Origin of the sequence: Comamonas sp. 4034 (assembly GCF_050434545.1) — a bacterium.
In the GTDB taxonomy this organism is placed as follows: Bacteria; Pseudomonadota; Gammaproteobacteria; order Burkholderiales; family Burkholderiaceae_C; genus Comamonas; species Comamonas odontotermitis.
Genome location: NZ_JBNDIT010000007.1, coordinates 65,153 through 83,513, shown reverse-complemented (window position 1 = coordinate 83,513; position 18,361 = coordinate 65,153). Strand labels below are relative to the sequence as shown.

Annotated in this window: 18 protein-coding genes and 1 riboswitch; of the genes, 3 read left to right on the top strand and 15 right to left on the bottom strand. The window is 63.9% G+C overall.

Annotated features, from left to right (window positions below; all coding sequences use genetic code 11):
- Position 1 precedes the first annotated feature (1 nt).
- From cobW to ABIE32_RS09590, 6 genes are all read right to left on the bottom strand, one after another.
- On the bottom strand, positions 2-1,057 hold the full coding sequence (gene cobW, locus ABIE32_RS09615) for a cobalamin biosynthesis protein CobW (RefSeq protein WP_429015543.1): 1,056 nt from the start codon (positions 1,055-1,057) through the stop codon (positions 2-4).
- 103 nt (positions 1,058-1,160) lie between these two features.
- The gene (locus ABIE32_RS09610) at positions 1,161-1,931 is read right to left on the bottom strand and encodes a CbiX/SirB N-terminal domain-containing protein (RefSeq protein ID WP_429015542.1); all 771 of its coding nucleotides are present in this window, start codon (positions 1,929-1,931) and stop codon (positions 1,161-1,163) included.
- Positions 1,928-2,701: an ABC transporter ATP-binding protein gene (locus tag ABIE32_RS09605; protein WP_429015539.1), complete on the bottom strand. Its 774-nt coding sequence runs from the start codon at positions 2,699-2,701 to the stop codon at positions 1,928-1,930. Before ABIE32_RS09605 ends, ABIE32_RS09610 begins: the two co-directional genes overlap by 4 nt.
- Entirely contained in the window at positions 2,701-3,747 is a 1,047-nt protein-coding gene (locus ABIE32_RS09600; protein WP_224150455.1) for a FecCD family ABC transporter permease, read from the bottom strand. Before ABIE32_RS09600 ends, ABIE32_RS09605 begins: the two co-directional genes overlap by 1 nt.
- Complete coding sequence (locus tag ABIE32_RS09595) at positions 3,744-4,727, bottom strand: ABC transporter substrate-binding protein (RefSeq protein ID WP_429015536.1); 984 nt, start codon at positions 4,725-4,727, stop codon at positions 3,744-3,746. The genes ABIE32_RS09600 and ABIE32_RS09595 overlap by 4 nt, the downstream gene beginning before the upstream one ends.
- Positions 4,728-4,730: 3 nt before the next feature.
- Complete coding sequence (locus ABIE32_RS09590; RefSeq protein ID WP_429015534.1) at positions 4,731-6,830, bottom strand: TonB-dependent receptor; 2,100 nt, start codon at positions 6,828-6,830, stop codon at positions 4,731-4,733.
- A 124-nt stretch (positions 6,831-6,954) separates the two neighbouring features.
- A riboswitch (cobalamin riboswitch) is annotated at positions 6,955-7,207 on the bottom strand.
- Between the two features lie 171 nt (positions 7,208-7,378).
- On the opposite strand from ABIE32_RS09590, the gene hemE reads away from it, so the two are divergent.
- Positions 7,379-8,494 carry a uroporphyrinogen decarboxylase gene (gene hemE / locus ABIE32_RS09585; RefSeq protein WP_429015532.1) on the top strand — a complete coding sequence of 372 codons (1,116 nt, stop codon included), beginning with the start codon at positions 7,379-7,381 and terminating at the stop codon, positions 8,492-8,494.
- Positions 8,495-8,564: 70 nt separating this feature from the next.
- On the opposite strand, the gene ABIE32_RS09580 is transcribed toward hemE, so the two are convergent.
- From ABIE32_RS09580 to ABIE32_RS09550, 7 genes are all read right to left on the bottom strand, one after another.
- Positions 8,565-9,134, bottom strand: coding sequence for a histidinol phosphate phosphatase (locus tag ABIE32_RS09580; protein ID WP_224150459.1), 570 nt, complete (start codon positions 9,132-9,134; stop codon positions 8,565-8,567).
- Between the two features lie 170 nt (positions 9,135-9,304).
- Positions 9,305-11,437, bottom strand: a complete 2,133-nt coding sequence (glyS, locus tag ABIE32_RS09575) for a glycine--tRNA ligase subunit beta (protein ID WP_429015529.1) — start codon at positions 11,435-11,437, stop codon at positions 9,305-9,307.
- A complete protein-coding gene (locus tag ABIE32_RS09570) occupies positions 11,437-11,967 on the bottom strand; it encodes a metal-dependent hydrolase (protein ID WP_429015527.1) in 531 nt (176 codons plus the stop codon). The genes glyS and ABIE32_RS09570 overlap by 1 nt, the downstream gene beginning before the upstream one ends.
- Before the next feature lie 23 nt (positions 11,968-11,990).
- Positions 11,991-12,914: a glycine--tRNA ligase subunit alpha gene (glyQ, locus tag ABIE32_RS09565; protein ID WP_224150462.1), complete on the bottom strand. Its 924-nt coding sequence runs from the start codon at positions 12,912-12,914 to the stop codon at positions 11,991-11,993.
- Between the two features lie 337 nt (positions 12,915-13,251).
- Complete coding sequence (locus ABIE32_RS09560; protein WP_224150463.1) at positions 13,252-13,578, bottom strand: hypothetical protein; 327 nt, start codon at positions 13,576-13,578, stop codon at positions 13,252-13,254.
- 151 nt (positions 13,579-13,729) lie between these two features.
- Positions 13,730-14,842, bottom strand: a complete 1,113-nt coding sequence (locus ABIE32_RS09555; RefSeq protein ID WP_429015525.1) for a CaiB/BaiF CoA transferase family protein — start codon at positions 14,840-14,842, stop codon at positions 13,730-13,732.
- 82 nt (positions 14,843-14,924) lie between these two features.
- Positions 14,925-15,704, bottom strand: coding sequence for an IclR family transcriptional regulator (locus ABIE32_RS09550; protein WP_429015522.1), 780 nt, complete (start codon positions 15,702-15,704; stop codon positions 14,925-14,927).
- Positions 15,705-15,819: 115 nt separating this feature from the next.
- On the opposite strand from ABIE32_RS09550, the gene ABIE32_RS09545 reads away from it, so the two are divergent.
- Entirely contained in the window at positions 15,820-16,224 is a 405-nt protein-coding gene (locus ABIE32_RS09545; RefSeq protein ID WP_429015519.1) for a hypothetical protein, read from the top strand.
- A complete protein-coding gene (locus tag ABIE32_RS09540; protein ID WP_429015517.1) occupies positions 16,212-16,544 on the top strand; it encodes a YnfA family protein in 333 nt (110 codons plus the stop codon). The genes ABIE32_RS09545 and ABIE32_RS09540 overlap by 13 nt, the downstream gene beginning before the upstream one ends.
- An 88-nt stretch (positions 16,545-16,632) precedes the next feature.
- On the opposite strand, the gene ABIE32_RS09535 is transcribed toward ABIE32_RS09540, so the two are convergent.
- Both ABIE32_RS09535 and ABIE32_RS09530 read right to left on the bottom strand, forming a co-directional pair.
- Positions 16,633-17,754 (bottom strand): 3-deoxy-7-phosphoheptulonate synthase, encoded by a 1,122-nt coding sequence (locus ABIE32_RS09535; RefSeq protein ID WP_317986718.1) that lies wholly within the window; start codon positions 17,752-17,754, stop codon positions 16,633-16,635.
- Between the two features lie 148 nt (positions 17,755-17,902).
- Entirely contained in the window at positions 17,903-18,220 is a 318-nt protein-coding gene (locus tag ABIE32_RS09530; protein WP_184704138.1) for a DMT family transporter, read from the bottom strand.
- Between the last annotated feature and the right edge of the window lie 141 nt (positions 18,221-18,361).

Below are 18,361 nucleotides of genomic sequence, written 5' to 3'. Positions count from 1 at the left end.
TTCAGACTTCCGCTGCAGCCAGCGCCGTGCGCAGCAGTGCTGCATCCAGCCCCCTGCCGATGAACACCAGCCGCGTTGCCTGGGCTTCGCCTTCCTTCCAGGCGCGGTCGAAGTAGGCATCGAAACGCCGCCCCACGCCCTGCACCAGAAGCCGCATCTTCTTGCCAGGCAATGCAGCAAAGCCCTTGATGCGTAGCACAGCGTGCTGCTGCACGATGCCTTGCAGCGCCTGCATCAGGCGTTCGCGGTCCACAGCCCCCAGGTCGATGAACAGCGAATCGAAGTCATCATGGTCATGCTCTTCGTCGTGGTCATGGTTGGAGTGCCGTGCATCGATATGGATTTCTGCCGCGCGCTGCTGGCCCAGCAGCACGGACAGCGGCACGCTGCCCTGCACGGCCTCCACCATCTTGACCTCTGCCGGCACCTCATCAGCCACCAGGGCACGCACCTGCGCCAATTCCTCCGGCGAGACCAGGTCTGCCTTCGAGAGCACCACCAGATCGGCGGCAGAGAGTTGGTCCTCGAACAACTCGTGCAGGCTGGCTTCATGGTCGAGGTTGGGGTCTGCCAGGCGCTGCGCATCAACGGCATGCGGATCATGGGCAAACTGGCCAGCCGCAGTTGCGGGCGCGTCCACCACGGTCACCACCGAGTCCACGGTGAAGACACTGGCGATCTCCGGCCACTGAAAGGCCTGCACCAGCGGCTTGGGCAGGGCCAGCCCGCTGGTCTCGATCAGCAACACATCGATATCGGCGCGGCGCTCCGCCAAGGCCTTCATCACCGGGAAGAACTCTTCCTGCACAGTGCAGCACATGCAGCCGTTGGCCAGTTCGTAGATCTGGCCTTCGGGCGCGTCGGCGCCGCCTTCGTCCTTGCAGCCGATGGCACAGGTCCGCAGGATTTCGCCGTCAATACCCAGCTCGCCGAACTCGTTGACGATGACTGCCACGCGCAGGCCCTGGGCCTTCTCAAGGATATGGCGCATCAGCGTGGTCTTGCCGCTGCCCAGAAAGCCGGTGACGATGGTGGCGGGAATCTTGGTGGTTTGCATGGTGTGAACTCCTGAGAGGTGAAGTTGGATAGCGGATCGCGCTCTAGGGATAAGGGCTTCAAATCGCTTTTATTTGAAATGCTTGCGTATCAATCGCCAACTGCTATGGTTTCTGATCAATCTGCGGTGGCCCATGCACACGCAGCGCCGGTTCCACTTCGCGATGCAGCACATGGCGGGTGAGCACGTGGCGGATGCCGTCCGCATCCAGCGGTCCGTACCACACGCCTTCGGGGTAAACAATCATCAGCGGTCCGTGATTGCAGGGATACTGGCAGCTCGTCTGCAGCGGGCGCACGCATTTCTTCAAGGCAGGCGTGTCATTGACGGCACTGGTAAGCACAGGCCACAGCGCCACCGCCCCTGCTGCCGCACAGCGCGGCCCCGTACACCACAGCGCGTGGTGGGTATGCTCCGGCACGCTGGACCAGCCCTTGGGATCGTGCTGCCAGTCCTCATCGCCAACCATGGCAGGCACATCAGGCTGGTGCGTCAGCGCGTTGCGCACAGCCAGGGCCAGCAGCGCAGGCAGCGGCACGGTCTGCGATAGCGGCTCAGCAAAGACAAGGCGAGGTCCGCCATCACCCCGGCTGGCAAGCCAGCGCATGGTTACCTTTTGCAGCCAGCGGCGCAGTGCAGCCTCGTCCGGCAGCATCAGCGGCACAACGGCAATGGTTCGCGCACCGGCATCCGCACTGGTGGAAAGCGCCGCAGGCAGATCCGGCTGCCAGCGGTCAACGAAGGCGGGCAGCACCTGCACACCCGGCCATTGCGCCGATAGCTGCCGTGCCAATTCCGTCAGCTCGCCGGTGGTCGATCTGGCGACACCGCCGCGCCCCAGCAGCACGATGGCAATGGATTCATCTGTCGTCATGGTCCATCCCACTCCATCCAGTAGGCAATGCGGGGTCGGCCTGTGGCCGGGTGGTCATCAATGGTGGCACGCACACCAAATACGCGCGCCATTGCTTCGGGTGTGAGCACCTCGCGCGGCGCTCCATTGGCTACGAGCGCGCCTGCCTCCATCAGGTACAGCCGATCACAGAACTGGGCGGCGATATTGAGGTCGTGCAGCACGACCAGCACTGTGAGTTGGAGGCTGCGTACCAGCCGCATCAGCTCCAGCTGGTAGCGAATGTCGAGGTGGTTCGTCGGCTCGTCGAGAAACAGCAGGCGCGGCTGCTGGGCCAGCGCACGCGCCAGCAGCACACGCTGGCGCTCGCCGCCGGAGAGCGTAGCCATGCTTTGCCCGGCAAGCTGCGCGGCGCCCACACGCTCCAGGCTCTCGGTAACGACGCGTCTGTCCTGCAGGCTGTCGGCGGCAAAACGTCCCTGGTGCGGCAGGCGGCCCAGCATCACAGTCTCCTGCACCGAACTGTCGAAGGCTGGCGCACTGTTCTGTGCCAGCACGGCAGCTTGCCGCGCAAACGCACGCGCATCCATCTGCCAGACATCCTGCTCCTCCAACCGCACCTGTCCACGTTGCGGCGGCAGCACGCGGTAGAGCATGCGCAGCAGTGTCGACTTGCCGCAGCCATTGGGGCCGATCAGGCCCACACACTCGCCTGCGCCCACATGCAGCGCGGCATCCTGCACGATGGCGCGCTGGCCTACGGCAAAGTGCAAACCATGTGCCTGCAGCATCAACGATCCTCCCGCACGGCGCCGCGCCACAACATGGCAATGAAGAACGGCCCGCCAACAAAGGCCGTGATGACGCCAACCGGTATCTCCATGGGAGCAAACCATGTGCGCGCGGCACCATCGACCAGCACCAGGAACACGGCACCCATCAGCGCCGCGACGGGCAGTACGCGCCGGTGGTCGCTGCCCACCAGCATGCGCGTGACATGCGGGATGACCAGCCCGACAAAGCCGATCGCGCCGCTCACCGCCACCATCGTTCCAGTGAGCAGCGACACCACAACAAACAGTTGCCGGCGCAGCCGCTCGGCTGCTACGCCCAGTGTGGCGGCGGCTTCATCACCGGCCAGCAGCGCGTTCAGTGGCCGCGCCTGCGCCAGCAGCCACAGCATGCCGGCCAGAACCATGCCTGCGGGCAGGCCCAGTGCCTGCCACTGCGTGCCCGCCAGGCTGCCCAGCAGCCAGGTAAGCAAGGCATTGGCCAGGTCGCGCTGGCCTGCGGTGAGGGTGACCAGGCTGGTCAGTCCGGTGAGCATGTAGCCCACGGCCACGCCACTCAGGATGAGCCGCGCCGAAGGAATACGTCCGCCTTGTTGCGCAAGCAGATAGACCAACACGGTGGCCACCAGTGCGCCGATGAATGCACCCGCTGTCACCGCGTAGAGCCCCGCCGCCGCAAACACGCCCCAGGCCAGCACCGACACCGCCCCCACTGAAGCACCGGACGACACGCCCAGCATGTACGGGTCGGCGAGCGGGTTGCGTACCATCGCCTGCATCACCACGCCCACGATGGACAGCCCAGCCCCTACCAGCGCCGCCATCAGCACACGCGGCAGGCGGATCATCCAGACAATCTGGTACTGCTGCAGGCTCCAGCCGGGTTCCGCCGTCTGCATGCCCAGCGCCTGCGCCACCTGGTGCTGCACGATGGACCAGACCTGCCCCATGTCCAGCTGCGCCGAGCCCCAGGTGACGCCCGCCAGCACCGCCAGGGTCAGCAGCACAGGCAGCACCAGCATCCAGGGCAAGGCCGAGGTCTTCATGGCTGAAAGCGCACCGGTGTCACGGTGATTTCCCGCTGTGGGTGCAATGCGGCGGCCAGGCGCTGGGAGGTCTCCACATTGCGCGGGCCTGGGGTGGCTTCGGCATAGGTCATCACGAAAAAGCGCTTGTTGCGGATCGCGTTCACCGTCTGCAGCTCTTTTTTCTGCAGCAGAAAATCCATCTTGCCCTGAGCGCTGGGCTGGCCATAGTCGATGATGACGATCCACTCGGGGTCGCGCAGCACCACGTCTTCCCAGTTGCCCTTGGGCCAGTTGCTGGCGATATCGTCGAAGATGTTGCGCGCTCCCGCCGCCTCCAGCATGGCCTGCGGCATGCCATAACGGCCTACGGTGGTGGGGATCTTCTCGCCGCTGTCGAAAACAAAGACCCTGGGCTGCGACGCATTGCCGCGCATCTGCTGGCGCAGCAGCGCCAGATCGTCGCGCAACTGCTGAATGCGTGGCGCGACCTGCCGCTGCACACCAAAAATGCGCGCCACGTTGTCCATATCGACAAAGGTATCTTCCAAGGCCACGTCCGCGCGCTTTTGCACACGGATGCAGGATTCGGTCAACACATAGGATGCAATGCCGTAGCGCGCCAGCAGCTGTGGCGTGACGCCGCCCTGCTGAAAACCGTAGCTCCAGCCGCCAAAGACGAAATCGGCCTGCGCGGCGACGATGTTCTCCAGGTTCATGCCCTGGGGCGACAGATTGGGAACCCCTGCCAGCATGGGCACGATCTGCGGGCTGGCATCTTTGCCTGCATACATGCCGGAATATCCCACCAGCCGGTCGGCCAACCCCAGAAACAGAAACATCTCGGTAATGTTCACGTCATGCGTCACGGCACGGCGAGGCACAGAAGCATAGGTCTGTGGCTGGCCGCAGACATTGACAGTTACCGGGGAACGCTTTGCATCCTGCGCCCATGCAGGCGTGGCGCACAGCGCGATCAGCAGCAGGAAGATTCGTTGCATGGTTCAGAAGCGCATCTGCGCCATCAGCTCCACGCTGCGGCTGGCACCCACGAGCCATTGGCTGTTGTAGGCGGCTGTGGCGTAGACGCGGTTTGTCAGGTTGCGGCCGATCAGGCTGACGGTGGTCTGAGGGGTCGCATTCCAGCTCACCACGGCGTCCAGCACGGTGTAGCCCGGCAGGCGTTTTCCAGCACTGTTGGCGTTGTCGCCAAAGCGGCTGCCTACGTAGCGCAGGCCGAGCGATGTGCGCCAGCCGCCTTCGCGGTAGTGCCCCCACAGGTTGGCCGTTACCTTGGGCACATTGGCCGGGCGATTGCCGCTGCGGTCGGCGCCGCCTGCTTCAATCAGCTCGTCAAACCGTGCCTTGGTATAGGCGGCGTTGGCCTCCAGGCGCAACGCCGGGCTTGCTTGCAATGCGCCAGTCAGCTCCAGCCCGCGCGATGACTGCTTGCCGCCCTGGATCGACAGAGCCGAATTGGCCGGATCGCGGGTGATGATGTCGCCCTTGGCGATATGGAACAGCGCTGCCGTCCATTCGCCACGGCCATCAGCCAGTTGCTGCTTGAAGCCGACTTCCTGCTGGCGGCCCTTGCTGAGCGAAAAGCCGGTCTGCGAGGCCGCCAGCGACAGCAGGCTGGTAACCGGATCGTGCCCGGTAGTCATCTGTGCATAGACGCTCGACTGCGCGGTCAGCTTGCGCGTGAGCCCCAGGCGCCACGAGGTGCCATTCAGGTCCTTGTCAAAGCCCGTATTGGCCACGAAGTCCTGCCGCGAGAATTCGTACCAGTCGCGGCGGATGCCGCCCATCAGCAACCACTGCTCGTTGATCTTCCAGGCATCCTCAATGTACAGCGCGTTCTGTCGCAAGGTCGAGCCCATGCGCGGCAGATACGGATCGGGGCTGATCCATGTGCCCGGCACCGGATCGAATGCAGAGACGACGGAGCTTCCCGTATATGGAGAATTGCTGGTGTTGCGGAAGTTGGCCTGGGACACATCCCAGCCCACGGCCACCTGGTGTGCACTGCTCTTCCAGTCCAGCGCCAGGCGGTTGCCGTTTTGCTGCAGTGCATGGCCAATCTCGAGGTAATCCGAGCGTGCCACCGTGCCCGCGACCGGGTTGTAGTCATAGGCCTCGATGTTCTTCCAGTGGCGGTCGGCGCCAAAGTGGTAGAGCTCGTTGCGTACAGCCAGCGCGTCGTTGACCTGCCAGGTCGCCTTGGCCTTGAAGCGTTTGTCGCGGTAATGGATGTCACTGTCTTCGGTGTTGTAGCCCGTGCCGATCAGCTCGCGCGCCACACGGCCATTGATGGTCGGCGTGCCGTAGTAGCGCGATGGCGCCTGGCTGCTGATGTCGGCCGTCAGATCAAGCGTGAAATCGCCACGCGGCTGCCAGCGCAGCGCGCTCATCAGCTTGCCGCCCTTGCTGTTGTCGAAGGCTCGGTCGCCGTCGCTGCGCGCGCCGTAGGCGTCCACACGGTAGGACAGCGTATCGCTCAGGGCTCCGGTGCTGCCCAGGCCCATGCGCGCAGTGCCATGGCTGCCGCCCGAGAGCAAGAGTTCGGTGGAGCGTTCTCGGCTGGGCTGCTTGCGGATGGCATTGACTGTGGCGCCCATGGTGCCACTGCCGTACATCAGTGACGCGGGGCCGCGCAATACTTCAAAGCGTTCATAACCCCAGGTGTCCGACGGGTAGCTGATGGTTCCCGAGCCCACGCCCAACGTGATGCCGTCTTCGGCCACACCTACCGAATTGACACCATAGAAGCCCCGGCTCGCAAACGCCAGCCCGCCATTGCCCGGCGTGCCAGCAGCCGACAGGCCCACGGTCCGCGTCACCGCTTCAGCGGCACCTCGGTCAGCGCGCTCATCGATCTGCTCGGCCGACACGCCGCTCACGCTGGCGGGCAGGTCCAGCGTGGGCACATCAACGTGTGACGCCGTTGCAGAGCGGCGTGCGGTGTCCAGTGCAGGCGCCTCATTGCGGCTGCCAGTGACGAGCACCTCGGTCAGAGTCTGCTGCGCCAGAACGGCCGCCGGAGACAGCAGCAGGCCACAGGCCGTGCGCCGCAGGAGAGGGAAAGAAAAATAAAGGCCGTGCATCGCGCCGCCCCCAGAACATCCGCTGTCTGAAGCGATGGCCGAACCCACGAACCGAAACTGGTACCGAGAACGCCATCCGCACCCCGCAGACAGTAGAAAGCCAGCGCATGCACCCAAAAGCATGCGCTGTGAACATCGGCGGGCCGGTCTCCGGGCTCGCAGGCGATCCATCTCGGACCCAAACCCCACCTTCCCGGTAGCGTGCAGCGCTCCATGTTGGAGCGCACACGCCGATCCAGTGGCTGCAAACGCACAGAGCGCTTGCCTGGGGTGTTTTCCTGCATACCGTTGCGGGGGCAGCCAAGGCCTGGGTCGATCGACCGCACCTTGTTCCCGTTTCACTCGCCAAGGCGAGCACCTTCCGAAACGAAACGCCCTGGAGAAATGATTCTCAGGGCGATGCGCAATTCTATCACCGGGCTGAAATGGGCCTTTCGCCTCTACGGCACCCCAAGTGCAGGCCACAGCGATTAGCCCTATGCCGTGAAGGCGGTACCCACAGTCAGGTTCTCCCCGGCGGCCTTGCGTCACTGGGCGACAATCAGGCCATGAGCACGACCTTTGCCCCTCTGCACAACGACACCTTTTTGCGCGCCTGCCGCCGCCAGGCCACCGACTACACGCCCCTGTGGCTGATGCGCCAGGCTGGCCGCTACCTACCCGAATACAAGGCCACGCGCGCCAAGGCGGGCAGTTTCATGGGCCTGGCCACGAATGTGGACTATGCAACCGAAGTCACCCTGCAGCCGCTGGAGCGTTTTCCGCTCGACGCGGCTATCCTGTTCTCCGACATCCTGACCGTTCCCGATGCCATGGGCCTGGGCCTGTCGTTTGCCGAAGGCGAAGGCCCTCGCTTTGCGAGGAATGTGCGCGACGAGGCGGCAGTCGCAGAGCTGGCCGTGCCCGACATGGACAAGCTGCGCTATGTATTCGATGCCGTCACCAGCATCCGCCACGCGCTCCATGGCCGCGTGCCGTTGATCGGTTTTTCCGGCAGCCCCTGGACGCTGGCCTGCTACATGGTCGAAGGCAAAGGCAGCGACGACTACCGCCAGGTCAAATCGCTGATGTATGCGCGCCCCGACTTGATGCACCGCATCCTCGAAATCAACGCCGACAGCGTGGCGGCGTATTTGAATGCGCAGATCGACGCGGGCGCGCAGGCGGTGATGATTTTTGACAGCTGGGGCGGCGTGCTGGCCGACGGCATGTTCCAGCAGTTCAGCCTGGCCTATACCAAACGTGTACTCAGCCAGTTGAAGCGCCACGGCGCCGATGGCCAGGACGTGCCCCGCATCGTCTTCACCAAGGGCGGCGGCATCTGGCTGCAGGACATGAACGCACTGGATTGCGAAGTGCTGGGCCTCGACTGGACGGCCAACCTGGGCCATGCGCGCGCTGTCGTTGGTGGCACAGTGGGTGGCCCGGGCAAGGCGTTGCAAGGCAATATCGACCCGAACGTGCTGTTCGCCCCGCCCGAGCGCATTGCGGAGCAGGTGCAGTCCGTGCTCCGCAGCTTTGGCAAGCCGCACACCGACAGCACCACCACCGGCCCCACGCACATCTTCAATCTGGGCCATGGCATCAGCCAGTTCACGCCACCCGAGCATGTGGCCGCACTCGTCGAAGCAGTGCACAGCCAGTCGCGCGCCATGCGCAAGTAAAGCAGCACCTGCTTCAAAGACAAGCCCCGCCATGCGGGGCTTGTCTTTGGCCTTTGATGCAGCAGCCGGTTTATGCGGCAGCCAGCTGCGACGGGGATTTGGGCGGTTGCCAGTGCAGCAGAACCTCGGTGCACTGCGCCAGAGTGGCGTGCTGCGCGGCCTGGGCCGATGGGCATTGCGGGTGTGCTGTGGCCGCATCGGCCGGCGCAATCCAGTGCAGGCAGGCGCCCAGGCTGGCAGCCGCCTGCAACAGCTCGGTGCTGCGCGCCACGACGGCAACCTTGCCGGCCTCGGTATTGAACCGCTCCGTGATCTGGCGCAGCAAGGTGGCCTGCGGTGCCCAGCAGTCGCAATGGTCCTCTGGGGCGTGCGGGCAGAAGAAGACGGCATCGACCTTGGCGCCCACCATGGCCAGGTCCTTGTACATCTGGCGGTGGTAGTCGTTGAGTGCAGCGCAATCGTACAGGCCGCGCTCCAAGCCGGGCTGGTTGGCCACCAGCACTACATGCCAGCCCGACAGGTTGAGCCGTGCAATGCCGCTGGCGGCATCGGGCAGTACATGCCAGTCGTGGTGGCCAGTGAGCTGGCCCGTGACCGGCTGACCGACGATGCCGTCGCGCTCGATGATGGCGAGTTTCATAACCGTCCCCTTGTTGTACCGACCTCCGCAAATCCGGATCCGGCAACAGACGGCGCCCATGGCTCGGCCCGTTGCGCATCCTGGCTGGCGTCAGTCCTCATCGTTGTTGCCTGCCACCGCACGGGCGGCAGCAGGCTTCTGACCCGCTGGGAACCAGTGTACCCAGAGAATCAGGCGGCGACCAGACGGGACAGGTCGGCCACGCGGTTCATCGCATCGTGCAGGGTGGCCAGCAGGCCCAGACGGTTGGCCTTGAGCGCCGGGTCTTCCGCATTCACCATCACATGCTCGAAGAAGGCGTCGACCGGGGCGCGCAAGGCGGCCAGGGTCTGCAGGCTGGCAGTGTAGTCACCCGCCGCAAACTGGGCATGGGCCTTGGGGGCCACGGTCTGCAGGGCTGCGTAGAGGTCTTTTTCGGCCTGTTCCTGCAGCACGGCTTCGTTGACATTGGGGCTGACGGGGGCGTCCGCCTTTTTCAGGATGTTGCCCACGCGCTTGTTGGCCGCAGCAAGGGCTGGCGCCTCGGGCAAGGCGGCAAAGGCACGCACGGCTTCCAGGCGCTTTTGCACATCGGCCAGACGCTGCGGACGGTGGGCGAGCACAGCGTCCACTTCCTGCGCACTGAAGCCTTGCTCACGCAGGCTGCCAGCCAGGCGGTCATAGATGAAGTCCGAGAGCGCTGGCGTAGCGTCTTCGATCTTGTCGCCAAACGCAGGCAGCGTGCTGACCAGCAGGGTGTCCAGGTCCAGCGGCAAGTCCTTCTCCACCAGCATGCGGATCACGCCCAGCGCATGGCGGCGCAGTGCAAACGGGTCGCGGTCGCCGGTGGGCAGGTTGCCGATGCCGAACATGCCGACCAGGGTTTCCAGCTTGTCGGCCAGTGCAACGATCACGCCTACTTCGCCGCGCGGCAGCTCGTCGCCGGCAAAACGAGGCTTGTAGTGGTCTTCGATGGCATCGGCCACGGCCACGTCAAGCTTGTCGTTGAGCGCGTAGTAGCGGCCCATCGTGCCTTGCAGCTCCGGGAACTCGCCCACCATGTCGGTCACCAGATCCGTCTTGGCCAGTAATGCAGCCTGGTCCACCTGCTTGCCCAGCGCCGTGGCGCCCAGTTGCTGGGCAATGCTCTTGGCGATGGCGCGCACGCGCTGCACGCGCTCACCCTGCGTGCCCAGCTTGTTGTGGTACACCACCTTGGCCAGCAGCGGCGCGCGCGATTCCAGCGTTTTCTTGCGATCCTGGTCAAAGAAGAACTTGGCATCGGCCAGGCGCGGGCGCACCACGCGCTCGTTGCCGCCGATCACCGCCGACGCGTCTGCGGGGCTGATGTTGCTGACAACCAGGAACTGGTGGGTCAGCTTGCCAGCAGCGTCCAGCAGCGGGAAGTACTTCTGGTTGGCCTTCATGGTCAGAATCAGGCATTCCTGGGGGACGTCCAGAAATTCCTTCTCGAACTGGCAAACCAGTACGTTGGGGCGCTCGACCAGGGCGGTCACTTCGTCCAGCAATGCTTCGTCTTCGATGGCGCGAACGCCTCCGCCCACACGCTCGGCAGCCTCCTTGAGCTGGCGGGCGATGGTGGCCTTGCGTTCATCGAAACTGGCAATCACGGCACCCTGCTCGGCCAGGGTCTGTGCATAGCTGTCGGCGTTGGCGATCAGCACCGGGTCGGCCAGTGCCTCAAAGCGGTGGCCGTGCGTGGTGTTGCCCGCCTTCAGGCCCAGGGCTTCGATGGATTCCAGCACCTGCGAGCCGTGCAGCGCCACCAGGCCGTGCGCGGGGCGCACGAACTGCACGCTGCTCCAGCCGGGCAGATCGCAGTTGCTTTCAAGCTGGTAGGTCATGACCTTGGGGATGGGCAGCTTGGCAATCGCTTCGGTCAGCGCCTTCTGCAGGCCTTCGGCCAAGGTGGCGCCAGCCACGGTGCTGTCGTAGAACAGTGCCTCGGCCTTGCCGTCCGGCGCGCGCTTGAGTTGAGGCACGGCGGCGGCATCTGCACCCAGTGCGGCCAGTTTCTTGAGCAGCGCGGGCGTGGCCTGGCCGTCGGCTGTCAAGCCCACGGTCACGGGCATCAGTTTTTGCGAAACCTGCTTGTCGGCGGCGCGGGGCAGCACATCGGTGATGTGGGCAGCCAGGCGGCGTGGCGAGGCGTAGGCCGTCAGTTGCGAGGCGTCGCCCGCCAGACCCTGCGCACGCAATTGCGCGAGCAGCACCTGGGCAAATGCTTCGCCCAGCTTTTTGAGCGCCTTGGGAGGCAGCTCTTCAACAAACAGTTCGACCAGAAGATTGGGAGAGGAAGTCATCAGGATTTCCGGGTATGGCGCAACGCAAAGATAGACAGGCCGATGGTCAGCAGTGGGAACCATACGCTGTAGAGTTCACTGACCATCACCTGCATGCCGCGCTGCGAGAAAAAGCGGTCCGCCAGGATGGGCGACACGGCAATCGGCCGCCACGGACTGAAAAAACGTTCACTGGTAAAAGGCCACCACAGCGCAATGCCACTGCCGCCGCTGGTCATCATGTCCAGCAGGGGGTGCGACACGGTGCAGGCAAACAGCCACACAAAGCCAGCAATGCGCGGCACCTTCCACCACCTGGCCAGCAGCAGACCGATGAGGCCCATCAGCGCAGCAAACAGGGCGGTATGGGTGAAGCCGCGGTGGCCCCACATGCCCAGCCCCTGCCAGCCAAACTGGTGGGGGATGCCATCAAAATCCGGCACGATGGCGGCCAGGCACCCTATCAGCAGCATGCTGGGCGGCACACGGCGGCTGCCCAGTGCCAGCGCTGCGGCAACCGGGACGGCAACATGCGTGAAGATGGTGGGCATGGACGCGGCTTACAGATACAGAATCAGGCAGCAGCCTTGGCAGGCATCTGCGCGACCCATTCACGCGGCGCCATCGGAAAGCCCAGGCGCTCGCGGCTGTCGTAGTAGCTTTGCGCCACTGCGCGAGCCAGGTTGCGGATGCGGCCAATGTAGGCAGCGCGCTCGGTCACGCTGATCGCGCCACGGGCATCCAGCAGGTTGAAGGTGTGGGCGGCCTTGAGCACCTGCTCATAGGCGGGCAATGCCAACTGTGCCTCCATCAGGTGCTTGGCCTGCTTTTCGTGCGCGGCAAAGGCGGTGAACAGGAAATCGGCATCGGAGTGCTCGAAGTTGTACGCGGATTGCTCCACCTCGTTCTGGTGGAACACATCGCCATAGCTGAGCTTGCGGCCATCGGCATCCACCGTCCAGACCAGGTCGTACATGTTCTCGACGCCCTGCAGGTACATCGCCAGACGCTCCAGGCCGTAGGTGATTTCGCCGGTCGCGGGCTTGCAGTCGATGCCGCCCACCTGCTGGAAGTAGGTGAACTGCGTCACTTCCATGCCGTTGAGCCAGACTTCCCAGCCCAGGCCCCAGGCGCCCAGGGTGGGATTTTCCCAGTCGTCCTCGACAAAGCGGATGTCGTTCTTCTTCAGGTCAAAGCCCAGGGCTTCGAGCGATCCCAGGTACAGATCCAGAATGTTGGCTGGCGCAGGCTTGAGCACCACCTGGAACTGGTAGTAATGCTGGCCCCGGTTGGGGTTTTCGCCATAGCGGCCGTCCTTGGGGCGGCGGCTGGGCTGCACATACGCAGCCTTCCAGGGCTCGGGGCCAATGGCGCGCAGGAAGGTGGCCGTGTGCGAGGTGCCTGCGCCCACTTCCATGTCGTAGGGTTGCAAGAGCGCGCAGCCCTGGTCGGCCCAGTACTGCTGCAGCTTCAGGATGATTTGTTGGAAGGTCAACATGAGAATCTGGTGGTGATACAGTTCGCCGCCCCACGCCTATGCTCCACGGCACATGGCGGCATGGCCCAGCTGCATGCAAGCACTGCGGCCTTAGAACTCATCCCGATTGCACTCCAACGCGGCTGCGTAGAGATCGTAAACACGTTCTTAGCCCGCAAAGCGGTCAAAACCCTTGATTTTAGTGTTTTCGGGTGGCACCCGGGTGGCGATAGCCGAGTGGGGGCGTGCCGCACCGGGCAAGATGTGCAAATTTGGATGAGCAATCAGCCGCGCGCGCAATATCTGCGGCATTCATCACTTTGTTTTTGATAGCAAAAGACGATAGGAACAGCGGCGCTCAGGAATCCATGTCCTTGCGCTGCCTGGGCGGCTCCATGGCGTTCTTTCGGCTGTTGCCCGCGCGGCCTGCCTTGCTCCAGTCGTAGGTTTGGCCATCGGGCGTCTGGCCGCCTTCGACTGCAGCCACACCAATCTTGCCCACCATGTCGCGCAGCTCCGACGAGATGACCACATGCGCATTGCGCGCATCGCTGCGCAATGCCTGGCACTGCGCCAGGGCCTCGCTCATCTGCTGATCGGTGTAGGCAATGCAGCGGGGCTGCCAGTTGGCTTCGCCCGCTGTGTCGGGGTTGGTGTTGTGCAGGTAGAAGACGGCGATGCTCATGGTGCGGCGACGATGCAAGGGGTGAGAACAGCAGGAACGCGTTCAAGTGCCTGTTGTACCGCATTACGGCCTGCATTGCAGGTTGGTGCCCAAACGGCCGCCAGTGCCCGCACAGTATGCGCTGGCACATTGTTTTTGATAGCAATCCGCTTCATCCTTGCCGCCAAGCGCCGCGCGCATCGCCGGCCTGCACCGCCGCCAGCACCGCTTCGGTATGCGCGCCTGCCGCGCACATGGCGTTGGTGGCGTAGGCGGCGCCATCAAAGCGCGGCGCAGGCGCGGCCTGCAGAACGCCCCCTTGCTCGCCATACACACTGCGCGATTGCATGTGGGGGTGTTGCGACGCTTCCAGCGGGCTCAGTACCGCGCCAAAACATACATCGGTGCCTTCGAACACCTGCTGCCAGTGGCTGCGCGGCTGGGTGATGAAGATGGCCTGCAGGCGCGCGCGGCGCCGGGGCCAGGCGGCCTGGTCCCATTGAGGAGTCTCAAAATCAGCATCATCCGCCAGGCCCAAGGTATGCAGCAGCAAGGTGTAGAACTGCGGCTCGATGCTGCCAATGGTGATGTGGGCGCCGTCAGCGCAGACATAGGTTTCGTAAAAAGGCGCGCTGTCGTGGATGCTGGTGCCGCGCGTGTCGGTGACCACGCCCTTTTGCCGGGCACTCAGCGCCAGGTTCAGCATGTGGGCGGCACCATCCACAATCGCGGCGTCCACCACCGTGCCCTGACCGGTCTGGCGCGCGTTGATGACGCCCGCCAGCAAGCCCGTCATCAGGTAGAGTGCACCGCCGCCGATATCGCCCACCATGGCGAACGACGATACAGGGCGCGCATCTGCCGGGCTGCAGCCCCACAGAGCGCCAGACAGCGCCGCATAGTTGTTGTCGTGCCCGGCCCGGGGGCTGAGCGGGCCGCTCTGGCCCCAGCCCGTCATGCGGCCATACACCAGCCGGCGGTTGATTGCCATGCATTCGGCCGGGCCCAGGCCCAGGCGCTCCATCACGCCCGGGCGCATGCCTTCGATCAGCACGTCAGCGTCTTGCACCAGGGCCAGCACCAGGGCCTTGCCTTCAGGCGCCTTCAGGTCGGCAAATACCGAGCGCTTGCCGCGGTTGAGCAGATTGCCCGTGGGGGCGGCATGCTTTTCCTCGCGCACGACGGAGATCACATCGGCCCCCAGGTCGGCCAGGTGCATGGCGCAGAACGGGCCGGGGCCGAGGCCGCCGATCTCCAGAACCTTAATGCTGTCCAGTACTTTCATGCTGTCTCCATATTCTTATGAAAATGCCTTGTAGCGCTTTTCTGGCGGGCACAATCAATATCAAATCAATAGCGCTGCGCCGTCACACCCCTGTACCGCCCAATACTGCTTCGACCGAGCGCACCAGCGTGATGAGGCGTGGGCCGATGTCGGTTTCCATGTGGCCGCTCTTGGGGTTGTACGAAGGCACCGATGCGGCAAATACCCAGTACTCGCCGTCCTGCGGCTTGGAGAGCGGCACGGCAATCGACTGGATCTCTCGGTGCAGATCGCCGTGGCTGCGGCAAAAGCCATGTTCGGCCAAATCGCGCCGGGCATCGTCGAGGCGCGCACGCAATTGCGTGGCGCGCTCTGCATCGCGTGCCGCCAGGTCAGTCAGATAACTTTCGCGCTGCGCCTGCGGCAAGGCCAGCAGATAGGCGCGGCCCGTGGCGGTGCGCGAGAGCGAAATTCCCACGCCGATCTCCGGGGCGAACAGCTTGTCTTCAATGCCCTTGGCCAGCTCCACCAGCACCAGTTCGCGGCCGCTGCCCACGTTCAGCTGGATCTGGCCACCCATGTAGTTGGCCAGTTCCTCCATCTGCGTGCGGGCAAACTGCCGCATCGTCATCCGCGCCAGCACGGGTGAGGCGAGATTGAGCAGCGCCACACCCGGCACGTATTTGGACAGGCGCTCGGAATAGCGCAACAGGCCCAGCTCGCACAGTGTCTCCGTCAGGCGGAACAGGGTGGGTTTGGGCAATCCCGTCAAATCCATCAGCTCTTTGCCGCTGAGTTCCTGGCGCTTGTTGTTGAAGCATTGCAAAATGCTGATGCCGCGCACCAAGGCGCTGACCAGCTTTCCATCCGCGTCAGAGTTCATAAATCCGTCAAAAAATTATCGATTACGAGACTTTTGTCTCACAAAATTCTAATCGGAATTTGCGTCCTTCATTCCCATGGCTTGCCCTAGGGAGCCCCTGCAAAATTTCCTGCCCATGAGCCTGAACAACCACGGCCTTCCATCGCGCGTCCCCGTCATTGCAGAGCTGGGGCGCCTGTTTGCCGACCCCTCCGTGCCCGATGCCGACAAGCAGCAGGCACTGGATCTGCTGGTGCAGGACCATGCCGACCTGGACGACGTGGAAGCACAATCGGCGCTGTGGGCCATCAGCCAACTCGGCCGCAGCGAGATGGGATGCCACGCGCTGCTGGACTGTGCTCCGGCATGGCTCGCCCTCGCCGACACAGCGCAGCCCTTTCTGGACGCCTACCTGCAGACCTGCGGCTCGCAGGAGACGGTGGCAGCCAGGACCGCTTTTGCACAATTGCACACGCTGGCCCGGCACGACGCCGATCTGGCAGCGCGCCTTCCAGACTTTGCCGGCCCATGCAACTCCTGACCACCACCGCCCTGTTCGTTCTGACCGCGATTGCCGAAATCCTGGGCTGCTATCTGCCCTACCTGTGGACCAAGGAAAAGGCGCCTGTGTGGGTGTTGCTGCCTGCGGCGTTGTCGCTGTGCGCCTTCGTCTGGTTGCTGACCTTGCACCCCACGGCGTCCGGCCGCGTGTATGCAGCCTATGGCGGCGTGTATGTCACCGTGGCCATTGCCTGGTTGTGGCTGGTGGATGGCGTGCGCCCCAGCGCCTGGGATGCCGCAGGCGTTGCGCTGTGCCTGGCGGGCATGGCCGTCATCATGGTGGGCGCTGCCCAGCGCTAACCGCAACAGCAGCGATAGAAGCGATACCAGAGAGAAGAGAAGAGAAGACGGCATTGTCTTCTCCCTCAGCGCCACAACCCGTCTACATTCAGATCTTCCGGCGTGCGCGCACCGCCTGCGCCAGCTGCTGCAGCACGGGAATCGTCTGTTCCATGCTGATGCAGGCGTCGGTGAGCGACACGCCGTACTGCAACTCCTGCCCGTCCACAATGTCCTGCCGGCCTTCGTGGATGTGGCTTTCGATCATCACCCCAGTGATACGCTGGTCGCCACCAGCCACTTGCTGCGCCACATCAGCGGCCACGTCGATCTGGCGGCGGTGCTGCTTGCTGCTGTTGGCGTGCGACAGGTCGATCATCACCTGCGGGCGCAGGCCCGATTTTTCGAGCAGCTCACAAGCCGCCTGCACATTAGCTGCGTCGTAGTTGGGCGCCTTGCCACCACGCAGGATGATGTGGCAATCCTGGTTGCCGCGCGTCTCGAAGATGGCGCTCTGGCCCATCTTGGTCATGCCCATGAAGGCGTGCGAGGACTGTGCTGCCAGAATGGCATCGCTTGCCACCTTCACGCCGCCATCGGTGCCGTTCTTGAAGCCCACGGGACACGAGAGGCCACTGGCCAGCTGGCGGTGGCTCTGGCTTTCGGTGGTGCGCGCACCGATGGCGCCCCAGCTGACCAGGTCGCTGATGAACTGCGGCGAGAGCAGATCGAGAAACTCCGTTCCCGCAGGCAGGCCCAGCGCCAGCACATCGAGCAACAGGCGGCGCGCCAGCTCCAGTCCCTCGTTGACGGCAAAGCTGCCATCGCGGTAGGGATCGTTGATGTAGCCTTTCCAGCCCACCGTGGTGCGAGGCTTCTCGAAGTACACACGCATGACGATCAGCAGATCGTCCTTCAACGCATCGGCCTGCAGCTTGAGCTGGCGGGCGTAATCCATGGCCAGATCGTGGTCGTGGATGGAGCAAGGCCCCACCACCACGATCAGCCGGTCGTCCTGCCCATGCAGAACGCGCGAGATGGCGGCGCGGCTCGATTCCACCAGATGGGATGCCTCATCCGGGATCGGCAGCCACTCCTCCAGCAGCGCAGGCGTGAGCAGCGGGCGCACGATCTTGATGCGCGTGTCGTCAATGCGGGTTTTGTCCAAGGTGGTCAGCCGCGACGCATGCTTGCGTTGCGCTGCCATTGCAGAAATAGAGGCGTCGGTCATCCCGCCATTGTCGCAGCCTGCTCAATTGCACCAGGTCTGCGTCTGGTTTGCACCTGATGCGCCGCAGAGCCGTGATGCGCTTCACCCATTGGAAATGCTATACAAAAGAGAGCTACAGGCGCTTTATGGGAAAGCGCCCTCTGCCGTTTCAGCTGGAAGATATCTTCATCAGCACCAATCCCGCCACGATCAGCACCGCCGCCGTCATGCGCATGGCCGACAGGGCCTCGCCCAGCACCAGCACGCCCACAATGAACGAGCCGACGGCGCCGATGCCCGTCCAGATGGTGTAGGCCGTGCCCAGCGGCAGGCTGCGCATGGCATAGGCGAGAAGCCCGAAGCTGGCAGCCATCGCCACCAGGGTGACGGCGCTGTATTTGAGGTTGGAGAAACCGTGCGACTGCTTCATGGTGTAAGCCCACAGCACTTCCAGAACGCCCGCCACCAGCAAAGCAAACCAAGCCATATTGCACTCCTGTCGTGTGAAATGGCCAGGCCGTCCTGGCAGTAGTGCGCATCGCGACGATGCTGTTACAGGGCCGTCCCTGTGCACGAAAGTGTGTCTATGCTAGCGCCACTTCCGCATTCACACCCTCTGCCGCCCCAA

What these genes read in the sequence shown, in the direction of transcription:
- ABIE32_RS09580 (WP_224150459.1), bottom strand. Translation starts at nt 9,134, where the DNA reads ATGAAACTCGCCATCATCGAGCGCGACGGCATCGTCGGTCAGCCGGTC.
- hemE (WP_429015532.1), top strand. Translation starts at nt 7,379, where the DNA reads ATGAGCACGACCTTTGCCCCTCTGCACAACGACACCTTTTTGCGCGCC.
- ABIE32_RS09570 (WP_429015527.1), bottom strand. Translation starts at nt 11,967, where the DNA reads ATGCCCACCATCTTCACGCATGTTGCCGTCCCGGTTGCCGCAGCGCTG.
- ABIE32_RS09610 (WP_429015542.1), bottom strand. Translation starts at nt 1,931, where the DNA reads ATGACGACAGATGAATCCATTGCCATCGTGCTGCTGGGGCGCGGCGGT.
- ABIE32_RS09605 (WP_429015539.1), bottom strand. Translation starts at nt 2,701, where the DNA reads ATGCTGCAGGCACATGGTTTGCACTTTGCCGTAGGCCAGCGCGCCATC.
- ABIE32_RS09530 (WP_184704138.1), bottom strand. Translation starts at nt 18,220, where the DNA reads ATGGCTTGGTTTGCTTTGCTGGTGGCGGGCGTTCTGGAAGTGCTGTGG.
- ABIE32_RS09545 (WP_429015519.1), top strand. Translation starts at nt 15,820, where the DNA reads ATGAGCCTGAACAACCACGGCCTTCCATCGCGCGTCCCCGTCATTGCA.
- ABIE32_RS09560 (WP_224150463.1), bottom strand. Translation starts at nt 13,578, where the DNA reads ATGAGCATCGCCGTCTTCTACCTGCACAACACCAACCCCGACACAGCG.
- ABIE32_RS09600 (WP_224150455.1), bottom strand. Translation starts at nt 3,747, where the DNA reads ATGAAGACCTCGGCCTTGCCCTGGATGCTGGTGCTGCCTGTGCTGCTG.
- ABIE32_RS09555 (WP_429015525.1), bottom strand. Translation starts at nt 14,842, where the DNA reads ATGAAAGTACTGGACAGCATTAAGGTTCTGGAGATCGGCGGCCTCGGC.
- ABIE32_RS09590 (WP_429015534.1), bottom strand. Translation starts at nt 6,830, where the DNA reads ATGCACGGCCTTTATTTTTCTTTCCCTCTCCTGCGGCGCACGGCCTGT.
- glyQ (WP_224150462.1), bottom strand. Translation starts at nt 12,914, where the DNA reads ATGTTGACCTTCCAACAAATCATCCTGAAGCTGCAGCAGTACTGGGCC.
- ABIE32_RS09595 (WP_429015536.1), bottom strand. Translation starts at nt 4,727, where the DNA reads ATGCAACGAATCTTCCTGCTGCTGATCGCGCTGTGCGCCACGCCTGCA.
- ABIE32_RS09540 (WP_429015517.1), top strand. Translation starts at nt 16,212, where the DNA reads ATGCAACTCCTGACCACCACCGCCCTGTTCGTTCTGACCGCGATTGCC.
- cobW (WP_429015543.1), bottom strand. Translation starts at nt 1,057, where the DNA reads ATGCAAACCACCAAGATTCCCGCCACCATCGTCACCGGCTTTCTGGGC.
- ABIE32_RS09550 (WP_429015522.1), bottom strand. Translation starts at nt 15,704, where the DNA reads ATGAACTCTGACGCGGATGGAAAGCTGGTCAGCGCCTTGGTGCGCGGC.
- glyS (WP_429015529.1), bottom strand. Translation starts at nt 11,437, where the DNA reads ATGACTTCCTCTCCCAATCTTCTGGTCGAACTGTTTGTTGAAGAGCTG.
- ABIE32_RS09535 (WP_317986718.1), bottom strand. Translation starts at nt 17,754, where the DNA reads ATGACCGACGCCTCTATTTCTGCAATGGCAGCGCAACGCAAGCATGCG.